This window comes from Ruegeria meonggei, from assembly GCF_042768335.1.
Lineage (GTDB): Bacteria > Pseudomonadota > Alphaproteobacteria > Rhodobacterales > Rhodobacteraceae > Ruegeria > Ruegeria meonggei.
This window is the reverse complement of the sequence record NZ_JAXHBT010000001.1, coordinates 1,011,130-1,030,972: the sequence shown is the minus strand read 5'-3', so window position 1 is coordinate 1,030,972 and position 19,843 is coordinate 1,011,130. Positions and strand designations below refer to the sequence as shown.

Below are 19,843 nucleotides of genomic sequence, written 5' to 3'. Positions count from 1 at the left end.
CCACGTATCTGTCTGCGCGCCCATCTACCTTATGTCACCGGCCAGCAAAAGCCCGGCTTTTATCGGGATGTCATTTTAGACACGCAAAGACCCAAAACGTGTCGCGACGCAGGGTCGTGGATTGCAGGCGTCTTCTGCGCTGCAATACCCTTGGGTTGTATTTTTGGATCACAACTACTTGAATATTTGGGACGACTTCCCATATTGAATGTATACCAATGTATACTAAAGCGAGGGCCACTATTTGATGTTCGACTTCTTACTCGAGGGTGCATTTGCACCTTTTACCCTGGCGCTTGCGCTTCTGTTCGGCCTCTTGGCGCTGGAACTGATCGCTTTGGTCCTGGGAGGCAGCCTTTTGGCTGGCGAGGGTGAGGTTGATCTGGATGTGATGGATGCCCCCGATCTGGACATTGGTGATTTAGGTCTGGACATCGACGCAGATGTCGATCTGGGCGATTTTGAGCTGGCCGAAGTTGAAAGCGACGTGCCTGACGCGGCTGCGGCGGGGCCATTGGCGTGGCTGGGGATTGGCAAAATCCCTTTCATGATCTGGCTGGTGGTGCTGCTTGCGGGGTTCGGCCTGTCGGGTGTGGGCTTGCAAATGGCGCTGCGCGATCTGCTGGGCTTTGACCTGCCGCCCTGGATGGCTGCAATCCCCGCCGGTGCCTTTGGCCTGTGGTTTGCCCGTGGCTTTGGCAGTGTCTTTGCCCGCCTGTTGCCCAAGACCGAAACCGAGGCGATTTCCGAACGGATGCTGGCTCGCCGCCGGGGTGTAATCACCCAAGGCACGGCCTCACGCGGTCGCCCGGCCGAGGTTCGGGTCATGGATCGCTTTGGCAATACCCATTACCTGCGCGCGGAACCGCTGCAGGACAAGGATGCGCTGAATCAGGGCACAGATGTGCTGGTGCTGCGCGACCGACGACGCGACCGGTTCGTTCTGGTCGGCCTGTCAAACTAACCAACCCCAATTCGGAGGAATTTGCATGGAACTTACATTCCTGATCACTGCAGTTGTGACCATTTTAGCGGTAATTGTGTTCATCGGCCTTGTGCTTGGCCGTCTATACCGCCGCGCGACCCGAGAGGTCAGCCTGGTGAAGACCGGCGCAGGCGGCAAGAAAATCATCATGGATGGTGGTGTCATCATTGTGCCCCTGTTGCACGAGGTAAGCCCTGTCAACATGAAGACCCTGCGCCTTGAAGTGCAGCGCAGTGACGAGGCTGCCCTAATCACCAAAGACCGTATGCGTGTGGACGTTGGCGTGGAATTCTACGTCTCGGTCATGGCCACGGACGAGGGCATCGCACGTGCGGCGCAAACGCTGGGTGATCGCACCTTTGATGTCGAGCAACTGCGTGAGATGATCGAAGGCAAGCTGATCGACGGTCTGCGCGCCGTGGCCGCCCAGATGACCATGGACGGTTTGCATGAAAACCGCGCCGATTTTGTGCAAGAGGTGCAGAATGCCGTGTCCGAGGACCTGCTGAAAAACGGCCTGTCGCTGGAATCGGTGTCGCTGACCGCGCTGGACCAGACACCGTTTGAGGCTTTGGACGAAAACAATGCGTTTAACGCCGTGGGTATGCGCAAGCTGGCCGAAGTGATCGCGGTGTCCAAGAAAGAACGCGCGCAGATAGATGCCGAGGCAGAAGTTGAAGTGCGTCGGGCTGCAATGGAGGCCCAACTTCAGAAACTGCTGATCGAGCAGGACGAAGCTCAGGCACGCATTGAACAGACGCAAAAAGTGGAAACCTTGCGTGTGGCGCAAGAGGCCGAGATCGCCGCGCGGACCGAGGACTCAGTGCGTGAAACCGAGCGTGCACGTATCGCGCGTGAAGAAGCCATCCGCGCCGCCGAAATTGAGCGCGAGCGCAAGATCCGCGACGCGGAGATTTCGAAAGAGCGTGAGCTAGAAGTGGCAGAACAAGAGCGCCAGATCATCATCGCGCAGAAATCCGAGGAGGAAAGCCGCGCGCGTGCATCGGCCGACTTGGCCCGGGCCGAGGCGACCAAAGCCACCGAGGCCGTCGTAACTGCGCGTGAAGTGTCCGAGGCTGAGCGTCAGAAGCAGATCGTTCTGATCGAAGCCACCCGTGAGGCCGAGCGTCAGGCTACCGCGATCCGGCTGTCTGCGCAGGCCGAGAAGGAGGCCGCCGCTGACCGTGCCGAAGCCCGCCGAGAAGAGGCGCAGGCCGAGGCAGACGCGCTGAACATCCGCGCAGAGGCCAAGAAGAACGACATGCTGGCCGAAGCCGAAGGTAAGCGCGCGATTGTCGAGGCCGACAACGCTCTGTCCGCGGCGCAAATCCGCATGAAGGTCGATATGGCGCGGATTGAGACCATGCCGTCGATCATTTCGGAAATGGTCAAGCCGGCCGAAAAGATTGAATCGATCAAGATCCATCAGGTGGGTGGCATCGGGGGTGGTGCAGGTGGCACCGCGTCAAACGGCGACAAGCCGGTGGTCAATCAGGCGCTGGATTCCATCATGGGTATGGCCGTTCAGATGCCGGCGCTCAAGAAGCTGGGCGAAGAGCTGGGCTTGTCGATGGAAAATGGGGTCGGTGGTGTCGTCAACGGCGCGTTGGAATCGACTTCCGAATCCGCTCAGATCGTCGAGGAAGAAACGCCTCCGACACAGCAATAAAAGACAGGGCCGGGATTTCCCGGCCCTTTTTCTTTAATCCTCGCGCGATCGTTTCAGCAACCGCCCGATGGTGAACGATGTCCGCGGTGCGTAGACATAGTTCGTGCGTTCTTCGGGTGTCGGGCGCGACCGCATCCGCGCCAGCCCAAATACGATCAGGCCCAGATGGCCAAGTGCCACAAAGGCAAACAAAGCTCCGGGTCCGAACTGCTGGATTAATGTCGACGAAATATAGGGTGAGGCGATCGCCCCCAAGGCGTACCAGAACATCAATGCCGCTGACAGCTCGACCCGTTGCTCGGTTGTGGCGAAGTCATTTGCGTGCGCTGATGAGACAGAAAAGATCGGAAAGGTGGTGAACCCGAACACCCCTGCGGCCAGCATTACGCCGACGGTTCCTGTTCCACTGGCGACCATGGTTATCCCACAACTGAGTACTGCCGCTGCCGACAGCCAAATCAGGACCCAGCGCCGGTCATATTTATCTGCAAGCCAACCCATCGGGTACTGCGCCATCGCGCCACCCAGCACGAACGCGGCTAGAAAGAACGCGATCTGGTCCACGCCCAGACCGACCTCTTGCCCATAGACCGGTCCGACCATCCGGAATGAGGCCGAGCTGAGGGCCGCCACGATCACCCCTGCAACGGCAAGCGGTGAGCTGCTCCATGCCAGTTTTGGCTTCAGGCGGGGTGCGTCGGGCGTTTCGGGCTGGCTGGCCCTGGTCAGTGTCAATGGCAGCAGCGCGGCGCAGCACAGGATGGCCAAAAGGTTGTACGAAACGTATGAGGCCGGTGGCAGAACCGCGATGATCAGCTGCGCACAGAGGGACCCGCCCATATCGACGATGCGATAGGTGCCCATGGCGCGTCCTCGGGATTCGTTGGTGACCTTGGCGTTCAACCAGGCTTCAATCACCGTATAGGCTCCGGCAACACAGGTGCCCGAAGCAATCCGCAACCCCGCCCAAGCATAGGGATTGTCTGTCAACGTATGCCCGATCAATCCCATCGCACCCAAAGCTGTGCAAACTGCAAATGCACGAGAGTGACCAACACTGCCCATCAGGCGCGGAGCCCACCAGCAGCCGATAAAGAACCCGACGAAGTGGGCCGAACCCAGCAGGCCGATTTGTTCGGTTGTGAAATCCAGCGTCAGGCCCGAGATGGCATCCAATGGGCCGACACCGCCCGTCGAGAGCTGCAGCAGAATGACCGAAAGAAAAAGGGCGGCAAATGAAATGATCGTGCGCATGATGCTCTGAACTTGACTGACCTGATGTACGATGCGCGCGACTATTCGACTCTGTCACGTCGTTTTTTGTCTATTCGGCCCGTTTGATTTCTGCCTGTATATCCAACCCAACCGTATCCTGCACCAGATCAGCATAACCCGAGGCGCCGAAGTCATGGCGGTTCAACGCGCCGGTCAGGCGAATGGACAATTCGTCCAGATTGTTGGTGTCACTGCCTGGCGGGCGAAACAGGTCGGCTTGCAATGTAATCGGACGGGTCACGTCCCGCAGGGTCAAATCACCGATGATCTTGGCCCCACGTGATATCCGCCCACCATCGCCCAGCTGTACTCGGGTCGAGACAAACTGGATGGTGGGGTAACTCGCGGCATCCAGGACATCTTTGCCAAGCATAGGGTTGCGGGCAAATGGCAATCTGGTGCGGGCTTCGGCCACGTTCAGGACAACATCTACCCGGCTGTTAGTCAGATCAGCGAGGTTGATCTGAATATTTGCGGACTTGATCGGCATGGTCCCGGACTGGGCGATGCCGGACAGGTTGAAAGTAAAGTCTACGGATGTTCCTTCCGGTACCAGCACATAGGGCCGCAGGGCCGCTTGCGCCGGATGGGCCAGGGGCAGAGCCACCAGCCCGGCCATTAGGGTGCGCCGCGTCAATTGGGTCATGCCAGAACCTCTTGCCGGCGAGGGCGTGAGCGGTGCAGCAAAACCAGCAGAATGGCGATGTTCAGCCCGTTCCACAGGATGCCGTTGATAAAAGCCAGTTGGTAGTTTCCGGTGACGTCATAGATCCAACCTGACATCCAACCGCCCAGTGCCATCCCCATTATGGTCATCATCATGACGAAACCGACCCGCGCCCCTGCCTCTTGCGGGGGCATGTATTCCCGCACGACCAGCGCATAGCTGGGCACGATGCCACCCTGCGCCAGACCGAACAGCAGGCTGACGACGTAAAGCGAGGCCATCCCGTTATAGGGCAGGAACAAAAACAGCGCGATGCATTGCAGGACCGAGCCGATCAGCAATGTCATGACCCCACCCAGCTTGTCCGCCACGAGCCCCGAGATCACGCGGCTGACTACGCCGCCCAGCAGCATCAGCGACAGCATCTCGGCCCCAACGGCGGGGCCGTAGCCCAGCCCGACACAGTAGGACACGATATGGACCTGCGGCATCGACATCGCCACGCAACAGCCTATCCCGGCCAGACCCAGAATGTATTGCAAAGCCCGTGGAGAAATCCCCACACTGCGCGCATTAAGCTGCGCATTGGCAGCGGCAGTGCTGTGGGCCTCGACCGGGACCTGACGGCGCAGCAACAAAGACATCGGGATCACTACGACCAACGTGATCACCGCGAGGGTCAGGTAGACCTGTTGCCACCCGTCGCGCGCCAGAATGCCCGACAGCAGGGTGGGCCAGATCGCCCCGGATAGGTAATTGCCGCTTGCCACCAGCGCCACAGCGATCCCGCGCCGCCGCATAAACCAGTGCGAGATATCGGCGATCAGTGGCCCAAAGCCGATTGATGTGCCCAACCCCAGTAAAAGATGCGCCGCCGAAAGCAGCATTATGTTCGGCGCCATGGTCGCCAGCAGGTAACTGACCGCGCTCAGCACGGCGGCCCCGATCAACGCTTTGGTCACGCCCAGCCGGTCCACCATCTGCCCCAGCCACATATTCCCCAGTGCAAAGCCGATCATCGACAGGACATAAGGCAACGAGGCCTCGGCCCGGCTCGCTCCGAATTGCGCCTCGACCGCAGGCATCACCACAATCACCGCCCACATCCCCACATTCGCCACCATCGCGATGCCAAGCGTGATCAGAAGGCGGAGCCAGGAATAGCGACTGTCGTGTATTGGGTGGCTCATACCGGGAACGCTAGGGCGGGGGGCGGGCTTTTGCCAGTCACAAGTTTTGTTAACCGCGTGAGGTGTCACACCAAAACATCTTCGGTTTCGATCCGCGTCAGGGTCAGCCCGGCCCGCGGTTTGGTCTGACTGGCCTGCCAGCTGACCGGGGGCAAGGCGCGGGCGCGACGGCGGGTCAGGGTCCAGCGCCGGGTGTCGCCCTGATGATCGGCGGCCATGTGCCAGCGGGTTTCGACCCCCTGTGCACCGCCATCGCCGGGCGTCAGCAACAGCCCCAGCGGCGCGCGACCCATCGCGCCGCCCTGTTCGGCGGCCAGATGCATCCGCCGCACCGGCGTCAGCCCCGGCGCGCCGGGCAGGTCGCCAATCACCAGCGGGATGGCCCCGTTGCGCAAGGCCTCTTCCATGCACCACAGCAGGTCCTCGGCACGGGTGGGGCGCACGAACAGGAACCGGGCGGGGTCGGCAAAGGGCATCATCCCGTCGGGGTTTAGCTGGCCGGGCTCCCACGCGGGGGAAATCCACAAGACCGGCCCTTGTGTCTGACCGGCCAGCCACATGGCAAAGCTGCGCCGGGCGGGGCCGCAGGCCTCGTGCACGCGGGACAGTTGCAGGGTAAGCTGCGGGTGAAGGTTTATTCCCGGCGCCTCGCGCGCGGGTTTACGGCCAAGAAGCTGTGCAGACATGCTGATAGGATAACATGTTCTTACTTTGTTCTCAATTCGGAAATGCCACCGTCAGCGCTCTTAGCGCGAAAGGATCAGGCGGCCATCCGTGAACTGGATGCTTGAGAACCGGTGCAGGTAATCCATACCCAGCAGCGACTTGTCCAGCTCACCCTCATTGATCCAGGCTGATACATTATGGTCGGTGATCGGCCCCAGTTCCAGACTGTCCAGACGCACGGGGGCAGTTCGGACCTCTCCGTTTGCCGTGGCGGCGCGCCCCAGGTAATTCAACTGGTCGGGATCAATGCCCACGCGCCTGGCATCCTGTGCGCTTAGCACAATCTGGCTGGCGCCGGTGTCGACGAGAAAAGTGATCGGCTCTCCGTTCACAATAACCGGCAGGTAGTAGTGCCCGTCATACGCGCGGGGCACCTGTATCGTCTCACCGGTCACGGTCATCTGCGTCGTGGAGCCCAAATCGGTTCGGATGTCTTCCCACAACCCGACAATGGCAATCACGCCTACGAAAATAAACACCCAGGCCATCGCCTGTTGCAGCGTTTTGTTCATCGACTGGCGGTTTTGCGCGAAAAACCACAACACCACGGCCGAGCCGAGAACAACGAGATAAACCAAACGCCCAATGTTGTCGCTGTCCATACCGTTACCTCAACAAGAAAACCTAAGGGTCATATGGGGATTTACGATGCAAAACCAAAGGCCTTGAGGCCATCCAGAATGAACTGAACAGACAAGGCGGCCAACAGCATGCCCAGCAGACGGGTCAGAACGTTCAGCCCGGTTTTGCCCAACAGCCGGGCGACGGCACCCGAAGACAGGTAAGTCACAAATACCATAGCCACCACGATCAGCATCATACCGATCACCACGGCCAAACCATCATAGCCTGGCTGTTGACCAGCCAGCAGGATCATCGTGGCAATCGCACCCGGGCCAGCAATCAGCGGAATTCCCAGCGGAAACACCGAGGGGTCAGGGTGCTCTTCTTCCTCGGCGCTGTTTTCACGCCGCTTGGTGCGGCGTTCGAACAGCATGTCCAGCGCGGTCAAAAACAGCAGAACACCGCCCGCAACGCGGAACGCCTCCATCGAGATACCGACAAAGCCCAGCACCGCCTCGCCAAAGGCGGCGAACATGGCCAGAATGCCGGCCGCGGTTAGGCAGGCGCGGACGGCAATCGCGTGGCGCGCCTGACGGTCCATGCCCTGGGTTAAGGCCACAAAAATCGGTGTCTGCGCCGGCGGGTCGATGACCACAAACAGCGTTGTGAACGAAGTGATCAGAAAGGCCGCATCCATCATGCTGTGCCCTCGGCCTGTTCAAGCCGCTCTGCTGCGGCCACCCAAAGAGATTCCGCTTTTTGCATGGCTTCGACTATCTCAGAAAATTTGCGGTTCCAGGATTCCAGATCGCGGACGCGATCATCCTCGTACAAGGCCGGATCTGCCAACTTGACTGACAGCTTTTCATGCATGTCAGTCAACTTTTCGATCCGGTCCTCGCATTTGCGGAGATCGGCGCGCAAGGCTTGCATAGTGTCGCGTGACGAGCGTTTGGGTTTGGCTGTTTGCGGCTTGGCTTTCACGGGTTTGTCGCGTGCCAGAAGCATGGTGCGATAGGCTTCCAGATCACCGTCAAACGGCTTGACCGTCGCATCCGAAACCAGCCACAGACGATCTGCCACCAGCGACAGCAGATGCATGTCGTGGCTGACCAGAACAACCGCCCCGGAATACGCTGTCAGCGCCTCGACCAGTGCCTCGCGGCTTTCGATGTCCAGGTGGTTAGTCGGTTCATCGAGGATCAGCATATGCGGCGCATCGATTGTGGCGATCAACAATGAAAGGCGTGCTTTTTGACCGCCCGAGAGGCGGCCCACCTTGGTTTCCACCTGATCCGTCCCCAACCCGAACCCGGCCAAACGCGACCGCCATTTGCCCGGCGCCTCGGTCGGGCGCAGACGGCGCAGGTGGTCCAGAGGGGTCTCGTCCACATACAGCTCATCCACCTGATGCTGGGCGAAATAACCGATGCGCAGCTTGTTGCTGCGGGTCATTTTGCCCGCCATCAGCGGCAGGCGGTCGGACAGCAGCTTGGACAGGGTCGATTTGCCCTGACCATTCTTGCCCAGCAGCGCGATGCGATCGTCTTGATCAATGCGCAGGTTCAGACGGCGCAGAACTTCAGTCTGACCATAACCGGTGACGCCGCCTTCGATCTGGATGATCGGCGGCGACAACTCCTCGGGTTCAGGGAAGGTGAACGCGCGCAGGGCGGCCTCTTGCGGGGTTGAAACCAGCTGAATGCGCTCAATCATCTTAAGGCGCGACTGGGCCTGCACGGCCTTGGACGCCTTATAGCGGAAACGGTCTACAAAGCTCTGCAGATGAGCAATGCGAGCCTTGGAACGGGCATTTTCGGATTCAGCCTGCGCCAGCCGTTCGGCCCGGCGTTCGGCGAACTTGTCATAGGGTACTGCGTAATAGGTCAGCTTGCGGTCTTCCAGATGCAGGATCGAGCCGACCGCGCGGTTCAACAGCCCGCGATCGTGGCTGATGATGATCACCGTGTGCGGGTATTTCGCCAGATAGCTTTCCAGCCAAAGCGCGCCCTCGAGGTCCAGATAGTTGGTCGGTTCGTCCAACAGCAGCAGATCGGGCTGCGAAAACAGCACCGCCGCCAGTGCCACCCGCATCCGCCACCCGCCCGAGAAATCCAAACAGGGGCGCAGCTGGTCCTGATCATCGAACCCCAAACCTTTGAGGATCGAGGCTGCACGGGCCTCGGCTGACCAGGCGTCGATATCCACCAGACGGGTCTGAATCTCGGCTATGCGCGAAGGGTCAGTGGCGCTGTCGGCTTCGGCCATAAGCGCGCTGCGTTCCTTGTCGGCTGCCAGAACCGTGTTGATCAGCGATACCTCCGAGGAGGGCACCTCTTGCGCGACGCCACCGATGCGAGCGCGTTTGGGCAGGGCGATGTTGCCCGATTCCAACGCCAGCTCACCCCGGATTAACCGGAACAAAGTGGTCTTGCCAGTTCCATTTCGCCCCACAAGGCCAACCTTGTGGCCATCGGGAATCGTTGCGCTGGCCCCGTCAAACAGAGGGCGGCCTTCGACGGCGTATGTGATGTTGTCGATCCGTAGCATGGGGCGCTCATAGCAGAGCATCCGGGACGCCGCCAGCGGGTTGGCATGTTCAATTCCCAAGCGTTGTGTTAGCGCTGATCCAGTTGGTTTTCAGACGGTTCTTACCCCATGCGCGCGGCCCAAACGCCCCCTTCCTTGGCTACGTTGATTTTTGCGACGGCCCTTTCGGTGCTAACGCTGAATATGTTCCTGCCGTCGCTGGCGCGGATGGCAGATGATTTTCAGGTCGACTACGCGTTGGTGAACCTGTCCGTGGCGGGATATCTGGCGATTTCCGCCGTGCTGCAATTGATCATGGGGCCCTTGTCGGATCGTTATGGGCGCAGGCCGATCCTGTTGATCTGCATGGCGATCTTTACCGTCGCGTCGGTCGGTTGCGTACTGGCAGATTCGATCTGGGCCTTCCTTGGGTTTCGGCTGTTGCAGGCGGCGGTGGTCGCGGGGCCGGTTTTGTCCAGCGCGGCGATCCGCGACATGCATCCCCCAAACGAGGCGGCCAGTAAACTGGGCTATGTCGCTATGGCGATGGCACTGGCGCCGATGTTGGGGCCGATGCTGGGCGGGGCCTTGGACATGGCCCTTGGGTGGCGGGCCGGGTTTATTCTGTATTCCGGGTTTGGGGCCGGGATGCTGATCCTGTTATGGGCGGATATGGGTGAGACGAATACACATCGGTCCTCAACCTTCTCGGCCCAGTTGCGTGAATACCCGCACCTGTTTCGTGCCCGCCGTTTTTGGGGCTACGCACTATGCGCGGCGTTTTCCATCGGCGGGTTTTTCAGTTTTATTACTGGCGCGCCGCTGGTTGCCGCTGCTTGGTTCGATCTGAGCCCCGCAATGCTGGGCCTTGGTATCGGGATCATCACGGGCGGATTCATGGTCGGCAATTTCATCACCGGACGTATCGCAGCCCATACGAAGCTGACCACCATGATCCTGGCGGGGCGGATCATCGCCTCAGCCGGTCCGTTCTGTGGGTTGTTGTTGTTTTCGGGCGAGCAGGGCTCGGTTTGGGTTTTCTTCGGGGCGGCGGTGTTTGTGGGCTTTGGCAACGGTTTGACCAATGCCAACGCGTCGGCCGGAGTGATGTCCGTTCGCCCGAAACTGGCGGGCAGCGCGGCTGGCCTGTCCGGCGCGATGATTGTGGCCCTGGGCGCTGTTCTGACGTCGTTGACAGGCGCATTGGTCACGGCGGAAAACGGCCCGTTTCTGGTACTTGGCATGATGTGCGCCAGCAGCTTCGCCGGTCTTCTGGCCGTGCTTTATGTTCGTCGGGTCGACCGACAGGACCCGCTGCCTGACGCGATCTGAGCGGTCAGCCATCATAGTGCTTTTCATAAGGCACATACCGTGCTAGGCGGCGCGCGATGGATTTCGGCGCATGTCCTGCGCCTTACACGAAGGAGAGGCCGATATGGCACTGGAACGCACATTCTCGATCATCAAGCCCGATGCAACCCGCCGCAACCTGACTGGCAAGATCAATGCCAAGTTCGAAGATGCAGGTCTGCGCATCGTTGCGCAAAAACGCATTCACATGACCAAGGCGCAAGCTGGCAAGTTCTACGACGTACATGCCGAGCGCCCGTTCTATGACGAACTGTGCGAATTCATGTCGTCCGAGCCGGTAATTGTTCAGGTACTGGAAGGCGAAGGCGCCATTGCCAAGAACCGTGAAGTCATGGGCGCAACAAACCCCGCAGACGCGGCCGCCGGCACCATCCGTGCTGAATTTGCTGAATCAGTTGGCGAAAACTCGGTCCACGGTTCGGATGCTCCGGAAACTGCAGCGGTTGAGATCGCGTATTTCTTCTCGGGTATCGAATTGGTCGGCTAAACTCTCGCCAGACGAAAAATTCAGGCCGCATCCGGAAACGGGCGCGGCTTTTTTACTTTGGTTTGAGATCGTCAGCCGTCACGCGCACACCGATGGCATCCAGATCCGACATCATCTTCGTTTCCGGTGCCGCATTGACACCTGCCTTGATCGCGTCAAATCTTTGTCGCAACGCTTTCTTCTCATCGCCTTTGCAGTCGTTCCAGGGCCGCCCTTGTAGACCCATGACCAGAACGTAATAGCCGATGAAATGCGGGCGTGAGCCTGCCTGCAACAAACGTGTATAGGCCTCATCGGGGCCAATGTCGCGCAATTGCTGCGCCGAGCGGATACCTGCCTTGGCGCAGGCTTGCTCATAGGCTGGGCCAAGATTTCGGATTGATGAAACAGGATCGGACATGACCACCTTTTAACCCCGCGCACCGGTGCTGTCATCCGCCTGTTTTTTGTGCAGGCGAAACGCCTTGCGATCCTTGATTACCGACGGGATGTACGTTTTCATAGTGCCGAGCAGTCACGAGGTCACCGATGTCCGAAGATCTGGAAAACAGGAAATGATCGGCGGCGCCTCGACCCTGCATATGTTTGTTTCCCCGCCGCTGGTGGGGTGCCAGTAATGGCGAACGACGACAGGTTCTTTGTGTTCTCTGGCAAGTTTGATCTGACACAGGTCTCAAAAGGTCTCAATGGCTTCTCGTTGAAGACTGAGAACTCCATCCCCCGCCGCGCGTTTAATCTGCTGGATTGTTATGATCAGTCTGTCCGGGCAGATGGGCGTCTGTTGATCCAAACAGATGACGTCTTGAGGTTGCTGAACTCCGATGGCTCAGTGGTTGAGCAAAGTGGCATCGGAACAGGTCGTTTCGTGCAGGACCTGCCCGAAGGTCCCGTTCGCACCGCTCTGACCGGGTTTCCCAGCTTGCGTGCGTTGATGGGCATCACCTCTGGCTGGTTCGAGAGCCATGACTTTGCGGTTTTAGACGATTTGCAGAAGACGCAAGTTCGGGGTTTCGCACAGTCATTGTCAACGCAAGGCGGGCAAGTGGTTCTGGTGCGCGTTCAGCCGATGCGCGGGTATGACCGCGCGTTTCAGACCGTGTGCGCGGCGTTTGCGGACCTGTCAAGTGGCCAACAGAGCATGGAAGCCGTTTTCCAGGCTTTGCTTCCCGGGATCTCCCCCTACAAGGCCAAGCCGGATATTGCGCTTGGCACCGATGAGCCGTCGGTTCAGGTGGCGACCGATATCATCCGCACTTACCTGCACGTGGCACGGCAGAATGAGGCCGGGGTGATCGCCGACATAGATACCGAATTCCTGCATGATTACAGAGTGTCCCTGCGCCGTATCCGCTCGGTTCTCAGCCTGTTCAAAGGGGTTTTTTCCCCCGACCAGACTGCAGAGTTTAAGCAAGTTTTTTCCGATCTCATGGCTCCGACAGGACCGGTGCGGGACATGGATGTCTATCTTCTGGATAAAGATATGTATTTCAATCTTTTGCCATCCAACCTTCACCTTGGACTTGAGGCTATGTTCGACCAGTTCGGAGCGGAACGTGCGCGTGCGTTTCAAGCGCTGACAAAACAGTTCCGAAGCACGGCGTATGAACAACAGATGAGTAAACTGACAACGCTGTTTTCCGAGGCAGGGGCGATTCAGCCCGGTCCCAATGCTGCTCGAGGGGCCTATGACTATGCGTGTGCATTGATCTGGAAACGTTACCGCAAAGTCTGCAAACTGGCGCGCAGGATTACAGAAGACACGCCGGATGAGGCCGTTCACGCCCTGCGCATCGATTGCAAGAAGCTGCGTTACTTGATGGAGTTCTTCGCGCCCTTGTTCGACAAGAAGGCATTCAAAGCGCTAATTAAGCCCCTGAAAAAGCTTCAAGATAACCTGGGCCTGTTCAATGATTACTCGGTGCAGCAAGATGCGCTGCTTGGCTTTGTGTCTCGTCAAAGCAACGCGCAGGGCCGCGTGAATGCGCAATTGGCCTTGGCCGCTGGCGGGTTGGTAAGCATCCTTGATCAACGGCAAAGGGCCGAACGGCACCGCGTTATCGCCAGTTTCAAGCATTTCGACAGCCTGGACACTCAGCATCTGTTCCGCACCCTGTTTCACCACAAGGAGGTCAAGACGTGAAGATCATTGCCTGTTACAGCAATAAAGGCGGTGTAGGAAAAACCGCAACCTCGGTGAATCTGGCCTATTGTTATGCGCAGGCAGGGTACACGGTGTTGCTGTGTGATCTCGACCCGCAAGGGGCGTCGGGATTTTACCTGCGGGTCAAACCGTCAAAGAAACTCAAGGACGCGCGGTTTTTCGAGGATGTTGAACGCTTTACCGGCTCGATTCGGGCCAGTGACTTTGACAGGTTTGATGTACTGCCGGCCAATCTGACCTTCCGCGATTTCGACGTGTTTTTGTCGCAGATGCGAAACAAAAGATCCCGGTTGAAAAAGTCACTTGCGGCAGCAGGTAGCGACTATGACGTGGTCCTTCTGGATTGTCCGCCGAATTTCTCAACCCTGTCTGAAAACATCTTCAGAGCAGCCGACCAGATTGTGGTGCCGGTCATTCCAACGACCTTGTCTGAACGAACATTCGATCAACTCGTAACGTTTTTCGAAAAACAGGGACTACCCAAGAAAAAGCTGCGGGCGTTCTTTTCAATGGTTCAACGGCGCAAGACGCTGCACCTGGACACGATCGAGAGGATGCGAAATCTGTATCGCAAGCGGTTTCTGAATGCCGAGATCCCATTTGCCGCCGATATCGAGCGGATGGGACAGAACCGCGCCCCGCTTGGGGTTTATGCCGGGCGCAGTGTGGCGGCGATTGCCTATCAAGCGCTGTTTGACGAGCTGGAAAACGGAGAGGTTTCAACCATATGAGCACCGAAATAGAACGCAAGTTCCTGGTTGCTGACCTGCCGGATTTAGGGCCAACTGACAAAGCCTTGGTGCGGCAGGGATATCTGACCGCCCCTGACGATTTAACTGAACTGCGTCTGCGCCAGAAGAATGACCGATACTATCTGACGCTGAAAGGCGGTGGTACGATGGTCCGGGTCGAGCGCGAGGCCGAGATTTCGGCCGAGCAGTTCGAGACTTTCTGGCCCGAAACCGAAGGACGCCGGGTGGAAAAAGAACGCTATACCGGGGAATTGCCGGATGGACGTGTGTTCGAACTGGACGTGTTTGTGGGAGATCTGGCCCCGCTGCGTCTGGTCGAGGTGGAGTTTCAATCCGAACCCGAGGCGCAGGCCTACACCCCGCCAAAGTGGTTCGGCACAGATGTAACCGCGGATAAACGATATAAAAACAAGACGATGGCCATCGACGGTTTGCCAGCTTAGGGCTATCGCGCCAGTTTGATCGTAGCATTAAGCCCTGGATCGCAATTGTGCGCTTCGAATGCACCGCCATGCATGTGGGAAATCGCGGCCACCAGTGCCAGGCCCAGCCCGGAATTGCGTTCGGTACGGGCCGGATCAAGCGTCACAAAGGGCATTTGCAAGCGTGGCAGGTCTTCTTGCGGGACACCGGGGCCGCGGTCGCGAACGCTCAGAAAGGTGAACGGGCCGTCTTCGGTAAGGCTGATCGTGATAGTCGTGTCGTCCGGGGCGTAACGCATCGCGTTTTCCAACAGGTTCGACAAAGCCTGCGACAGCAGCGGGCGGTGACCGGGGATCGCCGCGGCTGTTCCGGTGATTTCCAGTTGAATGCCCTGATCGGCGGCCACGGGTTCATACAATTCAGCTACATTGGCCACCAAATCCTGAAGGTCGACGGGTTCAAATTGTTCGCGCCCGACGCCAGCCTCGGCGCGCGAGATTTCGGTCAGCTGGCCCAGGACGCGCAGAACATGGTCGATCTCTGCCGATGCCCGAGCGATGTCAATTTCGCGATCCTGTTCGGACTTGTCCGGATCAGACAGCGCATCAACCCGTTGCCGCAACCGAGACAAGGGAGAGCGCAGATCATGCGCGATAGAGTTCGACGTGGTGCGCAGATTACTGACCAGCTCTTCGATCCGATCCAGCATGGTGTTCAACGTTCCAGCGACCTGATCAAACTCATCGCCAGTGCCGCGCAGCGGCATTCGGCGGGACAGATCGCCCGATACGATGTTTTCGGCAGTGCTGGCGATATCGGACAGGCGCGAGAAAACAAGCCGGGTGAACAGCCAGCCAGTCAGGACGCTTAGCGCCAGAGCAATACCCAGGGCAATTCCGACTGAACGCAACAAGACGCGGTCAAACTGCTGCCGCGCCAACGCGTCGCGCCCCACCAACAGACGTTCACCGCCGGGCAGGCGGATGGAGGCAGCCGAAATGGGCACCAGTTGATCATTATCCGCGCGGCGTAATTCAAGATCGACCCAACCGCCGCCTGCGGCGATTCCCTCGGGCCATTGTTTAAGGTTGCCAACCAGCTTGGCACCAAACCGATCCGTCAGCAGGTACAAAGCATCCCGTTCGGACGCCGAGGGAATGCGCCGTTCGATCGCTGCCATCAGACCGATCAGCCCACGACGTTCATATTCGTCCGCCAACCCAGTCAGTTCGGCCGACACGACCGACCGGGTTTCGCTTTCGATGCTGCGATTTGCGGTTACGTAAACCAATGCCAGAACCGTGGCTGTCAACAAAGTGCTCAGGACCATGCTGGCCAGGACTAGGCGGGTACGGGAATTGTTGAAGGAAAGTCGCAAGTTATCCATCGGATATCATGTAACCTGCACCTCGGACGGTTTCAATCAATGGTGGCTCTCCGCCTTCGTCCAACTGACGTCGCAGCTTTGAGATATGGACGTCGACCACATTGGTATTTGGGTCGAAATGGTAATCCCACACGCCCTCCAACAGCATGGTGCGTGACACCACGCGGTTTTTGCGGCGCAAAAAGAACTCAAGGATCTGAAATTCGCGAGGGGTGAGGCTGATTTCTCGCTCGTCGCGGGTGACCTTGCGGGTCAGCAGGTCCATCTCGAGGTCTTTGCAAGTCAGCGTGGGGCTTTCCTCGGACTCTTGCGGGCGGCGCAGCAGGGCCTCGATCCGGGCGTGCAGTTCCTGAAAGGAAAACGGTTTGACCAGATAATCATCCGCTCCTGCGCGCAGTCCCTTGACCCGCTCGTCAACGGCGCTCATCGCGGTCAGCATCAGCACAGGTGTTTTCAACCCCGCCGCACGCATTGATTTAATCAGAGACAAGCCGTCCAATCCGGGCAACATCCGATCCAGAACAACGGCGTCAAATCCGCCATCGGTGGCGTGATACAGGCCCTCGCGGCCGTCAGTGGCCATTTCTACCACATAGCCTTCTTCACCAAATCCTTTGGCGATGAAGTCCCGGGTATCTTCGTCGTCTTCTACGATTAGCAGGCGGCGGCTCATGATCGGACCTCCTTTCTATCCGGATTTAAACATAATTTGCGGGTAAAGCACATGGTTTGAAGTGTTTACGTGCCGGGTGCGTCCTTGCGCACCCGGCAGCCCCAGCGGTTTGCGGACAATTCAAACCCGCCGAGGAGGCGCCCGCCAGATATCCCCATCTTGTGGCGCGCGCTGGTGTTTGATCAGGCGATTTCCACCGCAACAAAGATCTGGTTGCCGCCGCGATTGATCAGGACAAGCGCGGGGTCGGTCTTTTCGCTGTCCAACGCGGCTTTCAAAGCGTCTGGTGTCGCGGTGTCCTGACCGCCCAACTTGACGATTACATCACCGGGCTGAAGTCCGGCCTTGGCAGCGGGGCTGTCAGGGGCCATGTCGGTGACAACGACGCCGTCGACATTTTCAGCCACGCCCATCTGGCTGCGGTTGCTGTCGGTCAGTGGGGCAACTGTCACGCCCAGAGCGGTGCCCGAGACGGTTTCGTCAACCGACTTGTCAATCTCGGCCGAAGCGCTTTGGTGCTGTCCGATCGTCAGCTCAAGCTGCTGCTCGGCCCCATCACGCAGAACGGTCAGAACACTGTCGGTGCCCACCTTGGTGGTTCCAACCAAAAGCGGCAGATCACTGCTGGAATCGACGGGCTCGTTGTTGAAGGTCAGGATGACATCGCCCTGTTTCAGAATGCCTTCAGCCGGGCTGCCGTCGACTACGTCCGACACCAGTGCGCCAGCGGATGCGTCGATACCCATGGCAGCCGCGATTTCGGGGCTGACATTCTGGATCGATACGCCCAGCCAGCCGCGGCTGACCTGACCATCATCGCGCAGGTCAGCGGCGATGTGTTCGACAATGTTCGAGGTCACGGCAAAGCCCAGACCCACGGACCCTCCGGTTGGTGAATAGATGGCCGAGTTTACGCCAACCACTTCGCCTTCCATATTGAACAGCGGGCCGCCCGAATTGCCCTTGTTTATGGCGGCATCGGTCTGGATGAACTCGGCGTAGGGTCCTTGCGAGATGTTGCGACCCTTGGCCGAAACGATCCCGGTGGTCACGGTGGAATGCAGGCCGAACGGGTTGCCAATGGCCACCACATCTTCGCCCACGCGGATGACATCGCTGTTGCCCAGATCCACGGCCTGCAGGCTTTCACCCGCGTCGATTTTCAGAATGGCGATATCGGTCAGCGGGTCGGTACCGATCACTTCGGCCTCAAAGCTGCGCTCGTCGCTCAGGCGCACAGTCACGGTCGCGGCGTTGTCGATGACGTGGTGATTGGTAACAATGTATCCGGCTTCATCCAGCACAAACCCTGATCCCAGCCCCTGTGCAGGTCCACGTTGCGGTGCATTGAATCCTTCGGGCGTGCCAAAGCGTTTAAAGAACTCCCCGAACGGGTGGTCTTCAAGATCCTGGCCCTGCGCGGGCATTGGGGCCGTGTTTTGCTCTGCGATGATTGTGACGACCGAGGGCGAAACGTTTTCGACGAGATCAGCCAGCGCCTCATCGGCCATTGAGGGCAGGGCGGTGGTTGCCAGCAGTGCAGCGCCTAATGCGCCAACGCCGACCCAATTGGTTGTCCCGGGAAGAAGGGAGGATTTGCGGATGCTCATTGTTGTCTCCTGTATATACCACGCGATTGCGACCGCGCGTTGAAACAGGAGATGCGCCTTCAGTCTGAGTGTTTCCTGATTGGATTGTTAAGAAATCTTAATTCTGCCACAAAAGAACGGTTCCATGCCGCTGCATCTGAGGCGGCGATCGGAGGATTCGCGCGAATCATTCTTGGCGAATCGGTGGATTGTTGCCGATTTGACCAGCAAAGCGCGAAAAGAGTTGAATTGACTCAGTTTTGTTAACAAATCACCCATTGATTTTCACTGTTTTCGAGCGATCCTCTTTTGGTTGTGACGCTGCGCGTTGAACGCCGGTGTAAACGGGAACAATTCTTGACATAATTGCTAGATAGCTCACTGGACGTAGACATAACCAAATTTGACGTCACTCTAAGTGAAAGTAGCACTCAACGCTAGGTTGAATGGCCTCGAAAGAATGTTGCGGAAAAACCATTCTGATACCCCTAAAATTAACCATCCCGTCCAATTTTAGATTGTTTGAATCCTTCGGATCGGTGACGATGAAAAGGCCCAAGCGAGGGGGAGCCGATGGCACTAGGGGGTGCCAAAGGCTTGTCACAGTTACTGGAAGCGCTGAGCGGCATGTTAACGAGGGGGTCTTGTTTAGGTTCAGCGGCACAATAGCCAGATTGCCAATAGGCAGTTTTGGCCGCGCTTCTGGGATTGATGAAAAGTGGTAGTCCTGTTTTGGGCAACCGGCCCGGTCGACAACGACCGGGCCGTGTTCATTTTGGGCCGATGCGTTCAGGACCGGCGATTTCTCGCCCATTTCTCCCAGTCTTCCGGCGTGTCCAAATCCAGTAATGCGTTGCTTGCCGGCAGAGCGTGCAAATGCACCTGATCTGAATGCGCCCGCACAACAGATTGCGCACCCTCATCGCCGGTCAAGGTTGTAAGTTGGTCAAACAGGCTGCGGTCAAAAACCACCGGGTGACCGGCCTTGCCTGCAGCTGTCGCACCCCGCCAGATCAGGTTGTCCGGGTGGATTTTGACGGCACCCAGAACGGCCGTCAGATCGTCAGCAGTGATGTCAGGCAGGTCAGCCAGCAGAACCATCGCGGCCGGAGCATCAGACGTTACCTGAGCCAAGGCACCACGCAAGCTGGCGTTCATGCCCTCACTGGCATCGGGGATTTCGATCATTCGCAGATCCAATCCCTCCAGCGCGGTGTATCTGGGGTGCGGAGACGCGGGCAGGGCCACTATGACCGGTGCCGCTTGTAATGCGATCTGTGCTGCGCGTCGCAGCAAGGGCAAGTCATCGACAATTTGCAACAGCTTGTCCCTGCCGCCCATGCGGCTGGACTGTCCGGCGGCCAGTAGAATGATCGGTATCTGAGTCATACCGCC

19 protein-coding genes are annotated in these 19,843 nt (G+C 58.5%); 7 read left to right on the top strand and 12 right to left on the bottom strand.

The genetic code is table 11. The features are described 5' to 3' along the window. The first annotated feature begins 247 nt into the window (after positions 1–247). Positions 248–964 (top strand): OB-fold-containig protein, encoded by a 717-nt coding sequence (locus SJY13_RS05120; protein ID WP_377188492.1) that lies wholly within the window; start codon positions 248–250, stop codon positions 962–964. 25 nt (positions 965–989) lie between these two features. Then, a complete protein-coding gene (locus SJY13_RS05115; protein ID WP_377188489.1) occupies positions 990–2,654 on the top strand; it encodes a flotillin family protein in 1,665 nt (554 codons plus the stop codon). A 33-nt stretch (positions 2,655–2,687) separates the two neighbouring features. On the opposite strand, the gene SJY13_RS05110 is transcribed toward SJY13_RS05115, so the two are convergent. From SJY13_RS05110 to SJY13_RS05080, 7 genes are all read right to left on the bottom strand, one after another. Then, entirely contained in the window at positions 2,688–3,908 is a 1,221-nt protein-coding gene (locus SJY13_RS05110) for an MFS transporter (protein WP_377188486.1), read from the bottom strand. 70 nt (positions 3,909–3,978) lie between these two features. Further along, positions 3,979–4,575, bottom strand: coding sequence for a YceI family protein (locus tag SJY13_RS05105; protein ID WP_377188483.1), 597 nt, complete (start codon positions 4,573–4,575; stop codon positions 3,979–3,981). Next, positions 4,572–5,786 carry an MFS transporter gene (locus tag SJY13_RS05100; RefSeq protein WP_377188480.1) on the bottom strand — a complete coding sequence of 405 codons (1,215 nt, stop codon included), beginning with the start codon at positions 5,784–5,786 and terminating at the stop codon, positions 4,572–4,574. Before SJY13_RS05100 ends, SJY13_RS05105 begins: the two co-directional genes overlap by 4 nt. 65 nt (positions 5,787–5,851) lie before the next feature. Further along, the gene (locus tag SJY13_RS05095; protein ID WP_377188477.1) at positions 5,852–6,472 is read right to left on the bottom strand and encodes an ImuA family protein; all 621 of its coding nucleotides are present in this window, start codon (positions 6,470–6,472) and stop codon (positions 5,852–5,854) included. Between the two features lie 60 nt (positions 6,473–6,532). Next, on the bottom strand, positions 6,533–7,114 hold the full coding sequence (locus SJY13_RS05090) for a retropepsin-like aspartic protease family protein (RefSeq protein ID WP_377188474.1): 582 nt from the start codon (positions 7,112–7,114) through the stop codon (positions 6,533–6,535). A 41-nt stretch (positions 7,115–7,155) separates the two neighbouring features. Then, positions 7,156–7,776 carry a MarC family protein gene (locus SJY13_RS05085; protein WP_085821647.1) on the bottom strand — a complete coding sequence of 207 codons (621 nt, stop codon included), beginning with the start codon at positions 7,774–7,776 and terminating at the stop codon, positions 7,156–7,158. Further along, positions 7,773–9,626 (bottom strand): ABC-F family ATP-binding cassette domain-containing protein, encoded by a 1,854-nt coding sequence (locus SJY13_RS05080; RefSeq protein WP_377193565.1) that lies wholly within the window; start codon positions 9,624–9,626, stop codon positions 7,773–7,775. Before SJY13_RS05080 ends, SJY13_RS05085 begins: the two co-directional genes overlap by 4 nt. 108 nt (positions 9,627–9,734) lie before the next feature. On the opposite strand from SJY13_RS05080, the gene SJY13_RS05075 reads away from it, so the two are divergent. Further along, the gene (locus SJY13_RS05075; protein WP_377188471.1) at positions 9,735–10,937 is read left to right on the top strand and encodes a multidrug effflux MFS transporter; all 1,203 of its coding nucleotides are present in this window, start codon (positions 9,735–9,737) and stop codon (positions 10,935–10,937) included. Positions 10,938–11,040: 103 nt separating this feature from the next. After that, entirely contained in the window at positions 11,041–11,463 is a 423-nt protein-coding gene (ndk, locus tag SJY13_RS05070; protein ID WP_085821644.1) for a nucleoside-diphosphate kinase, read from the top strand. Positions 11,464–11,515: 52 nt separating this feature from the next. Here the strand turns inward: ndk and SJY13_RS05065 are convergent, their stop codons facing one another. Further along, complete coding sequence (locus SJY13_RS05065) at positions 11,516–11,863, bottom strand: TfoX/Sxy family protein (protein ID WP_377188467.1); 348 nt, start codon at positions 11,861–11,863, stop codon at positions 11,516–11,518. A gap of 216 nt (positions 11,864–12,079) precedes the next feature. Between SJY13_RS05065 and SJY13_RS05060 the strand changes: the two genes are divergently transcribed. From SJY13_RS05060 to SJY13_RS05050, 3 genes are read left to right on the top strand one after another with little or no spacing between them, the layout of a single operon-like run. Next, a complete protein-coding gene (locus tag SJY13_RS05060; protein ID WP_377188464.1) occupies positions 12,080–13,603 on the top strand; it encodes a CHAD domain-containing protein in 1,524 nt (507 codons plus the stop codon). Further along, the gene (locus SJY13_RS05055; protein ID WP_377188461.1) at positions 13,600–14,355 is read left to right on the top strand and encodes a ParA family protein; all 756 of its coding nucleotides are present in this window, start codon (positions 13,600–13,602) and stop codon (positions 14,353–14,355) included. The genes SJY13_RS05060 and SJY13_RS05055 overlap by 4 nt, the downstream gene beginning before the upstream one ends. Beyond that, a complete protein-coding gene (locus SJY13_RS05050) occupies positions 14,352–14,819 on the top strand; it encodes a CYTH domain-containing protein (RefSeq protein WP_377188458.1) in 468 nt (155 codons plus the stop codon). The genes SJY13_RS05055 and SJY13_RS05050 overlap by 4 nt, the downstream gene beginning before the upstream one ends. A gap of 2 nt (positions 14,820–14,821) precedes the next feature. On the opposite strand, the gene SJY13_RS05045 is transcribed toward SJY13_RS05050, so the two are convergent. From SJY13_RS05045 to SJY13_RS05030, 4 genes are all read right to left on the bottom strand, one after another. Continuing rightward, complete coding sequence (locus SJY13_RS05045) at positions 14,822–16,186, bottom strand: sensor histidine kinase (RefSeq protein WP_377188455.1); 1,365 nt, start codon at positions 16,184–16,186, stop codon at positions 14,822–14,824. After that, positions 16,179–16,859, bottom strand: a complete 681-nt coding sequence (locus SJY13_RS05040; RefSeq protein ID WP_085821638.1) for a response regulator transcription factor — start codon at positions 16,857–16,859, stop codon at positions 16,179–16,181. The genes SJY13_RS05045 and SJY13_RS05040 overlap by 8 nt, the downstream gene beginning before the upstream one ends. Positions 16,860–17,041: 182 nt before the next feature. Next, the gene (locus SJY13_RS05035) at positions 17,042–18,469 is read right to left on the bottom strand and encodes a Do family serine endopeptidase (RefSeq protein ID WP_377188452.1); all 1,428 of its coding nucleotides are present in this window, start codon (positions 18,467–18,469) and stop codon (positions 17,042–17,044) included. Between the two features lie 768 nt (positions 18,470–19,237). Then, a complete protein-coding gene (locus SJY13_RS05030; RefSeq protein WP_377188449.1) occupies positions 19,238–19,837 on the bottom strand; it encodes a nucleotidyltransferase family protein in 600 nt (199 codons plus the stop codon). Positions 19,838–19,843: the final 6 nt, after the last annotated feature.

What these genes read in the sequence shown, in the direction of transcription:
- SJY13_RS05120 (WP_377188492.1), top strand. Translation starts at nt 248, where the DNA reads ATGTTCGACTTCTTACTCGAGGGTGCATTTGCACCTTTTACCCTGGCG.
- SJY13_RS05115 (WP_377188489.1), top strand. Translation starts at nt 990, where the DNA reads ATGGAACTTACATTCCTGATCACTGCAGTTGTGACCATTTTAGCGGTA.
- SJY13_RS05110 (WP_377188486.1), bottom strand. Translation starts at nt 3,908, where the DNA reads ATGCGCACGATCATTTCATTTGCCGCCCTTTTTCTTTCGGTCATTCTG.
- SJY13_RS05105 (WP_377188483.1), bottom strand. Translation starts at nt 4,575, where the DNA reads ATGACCCAATTGACGCGGCGCACCCTAATGGCCGGGCTGGTGGCTCTG.
- SJY13_RS05100 (WP_377188480.1), bottom strand. Translation starts at nt 5,786, where the DNA reads ATGAGCCACCCAATACACGACAGTCGCTATTCCTGGCTCCGCCTTCTG.
- SJY13_RS05095 (WP_377188477.1), bottom strand. Translation starts at nt 6,472, where the DNA reads ATGTCTGCACAGCTTCTTGGCCGTAAACCCGCGCGCGAGGCGCCGGGA.
- SJY13_RS05090 (WP_377188474.1), bottom strand. Translation starts at nt 7,114, where the DNA reads ATGGACAGCGACAACATTGGGCGTTTGGTTTATCTCGTTGTTCTCGGC.
- SJY13_RS05085 (WP_085821647.1), bottom strand. Translation starts at nt 7,776, where the DNA reads ATGATGGATGCGGCCTTTCTGATCACTTCGTTCACAACGCTGTTTGTG.
- SJY13_RS05080 (WP_377193565.1), bottom strand. Translation starts at nt 9,626, where the DNA reads ATGCTACGGATCGACAACATCACATACGCCGTCGAAGGCCGCCCTCTG.
- SJY13_RS05075 (WP_377188471.1), top strand. Translation starts at nt 9,735, where the DNA reads ATGCGCGCGGCCCAAACGCCCCCTTCCTTGGCTACGTTGATTTTTGCG.
- ndk (WP_085821644.1), top strand. Translation starts at nt 11,041, where the DNA reads ATGGCACTGGAACGCACATTCTCGATCATCAAGCCCGATGCAACCCGC.
- SJY13_RS05065 (WP_377188467.1), bottom strand. Translation starts at nt 11,863, where the DNA reads ATGTCCGATCCTGTTTCATCAATCCGAAATCTTGGCCCAGCCTATGAG.
- SJY13_RS05060 (WP_377188464.1), top strand. Translation starts at nt 12,080, where the DNA reads ATGGCGAACGACGACAGGTTCTTTGTGTTCTCTGGCAAGTTTGATCTG.
- SJY13_RS05050 (WP_377188458.1), top strand. Translation starts at nt 14,352, where the DNA reads ATGAGCACCGAAATAGAACGCAAGTTCCTGGTTGCTGACCTGCCGGAT.
- SJY13_RS05045 (WP_377188455.1), bottom strand. Translation starts at nt 16,186, where the DNA reads ATGGATAACTTGCGACTTTCCTTCAACAATTCCCGTACCCGCCTAGTC.
- SJY13_RS05040 (WP_085821638.1), bottom strand. Translation starts at nt 16,859, where the DNA reads ATGAGCCGCCGCCTGCTAATCGTAGAAGACGACGAAGATACCCGGGAC.
- SJY13_RS05035 (WP_377188452.1), bottom strand. Translation starts at nt 18,469, where the DNA reads ATGAGCATCCGCAAATCCTCCCTTCTTCCCGGGACAACCAATTGGGTC.
- SJY13_RS05030 (WP_377188449.1), bottom strand. Translation starts at nt 19,837, where the DNA reads ATGACTCAGATACCGATCATTCTACTGGCCGCCGGACAGTCCAGCCGC.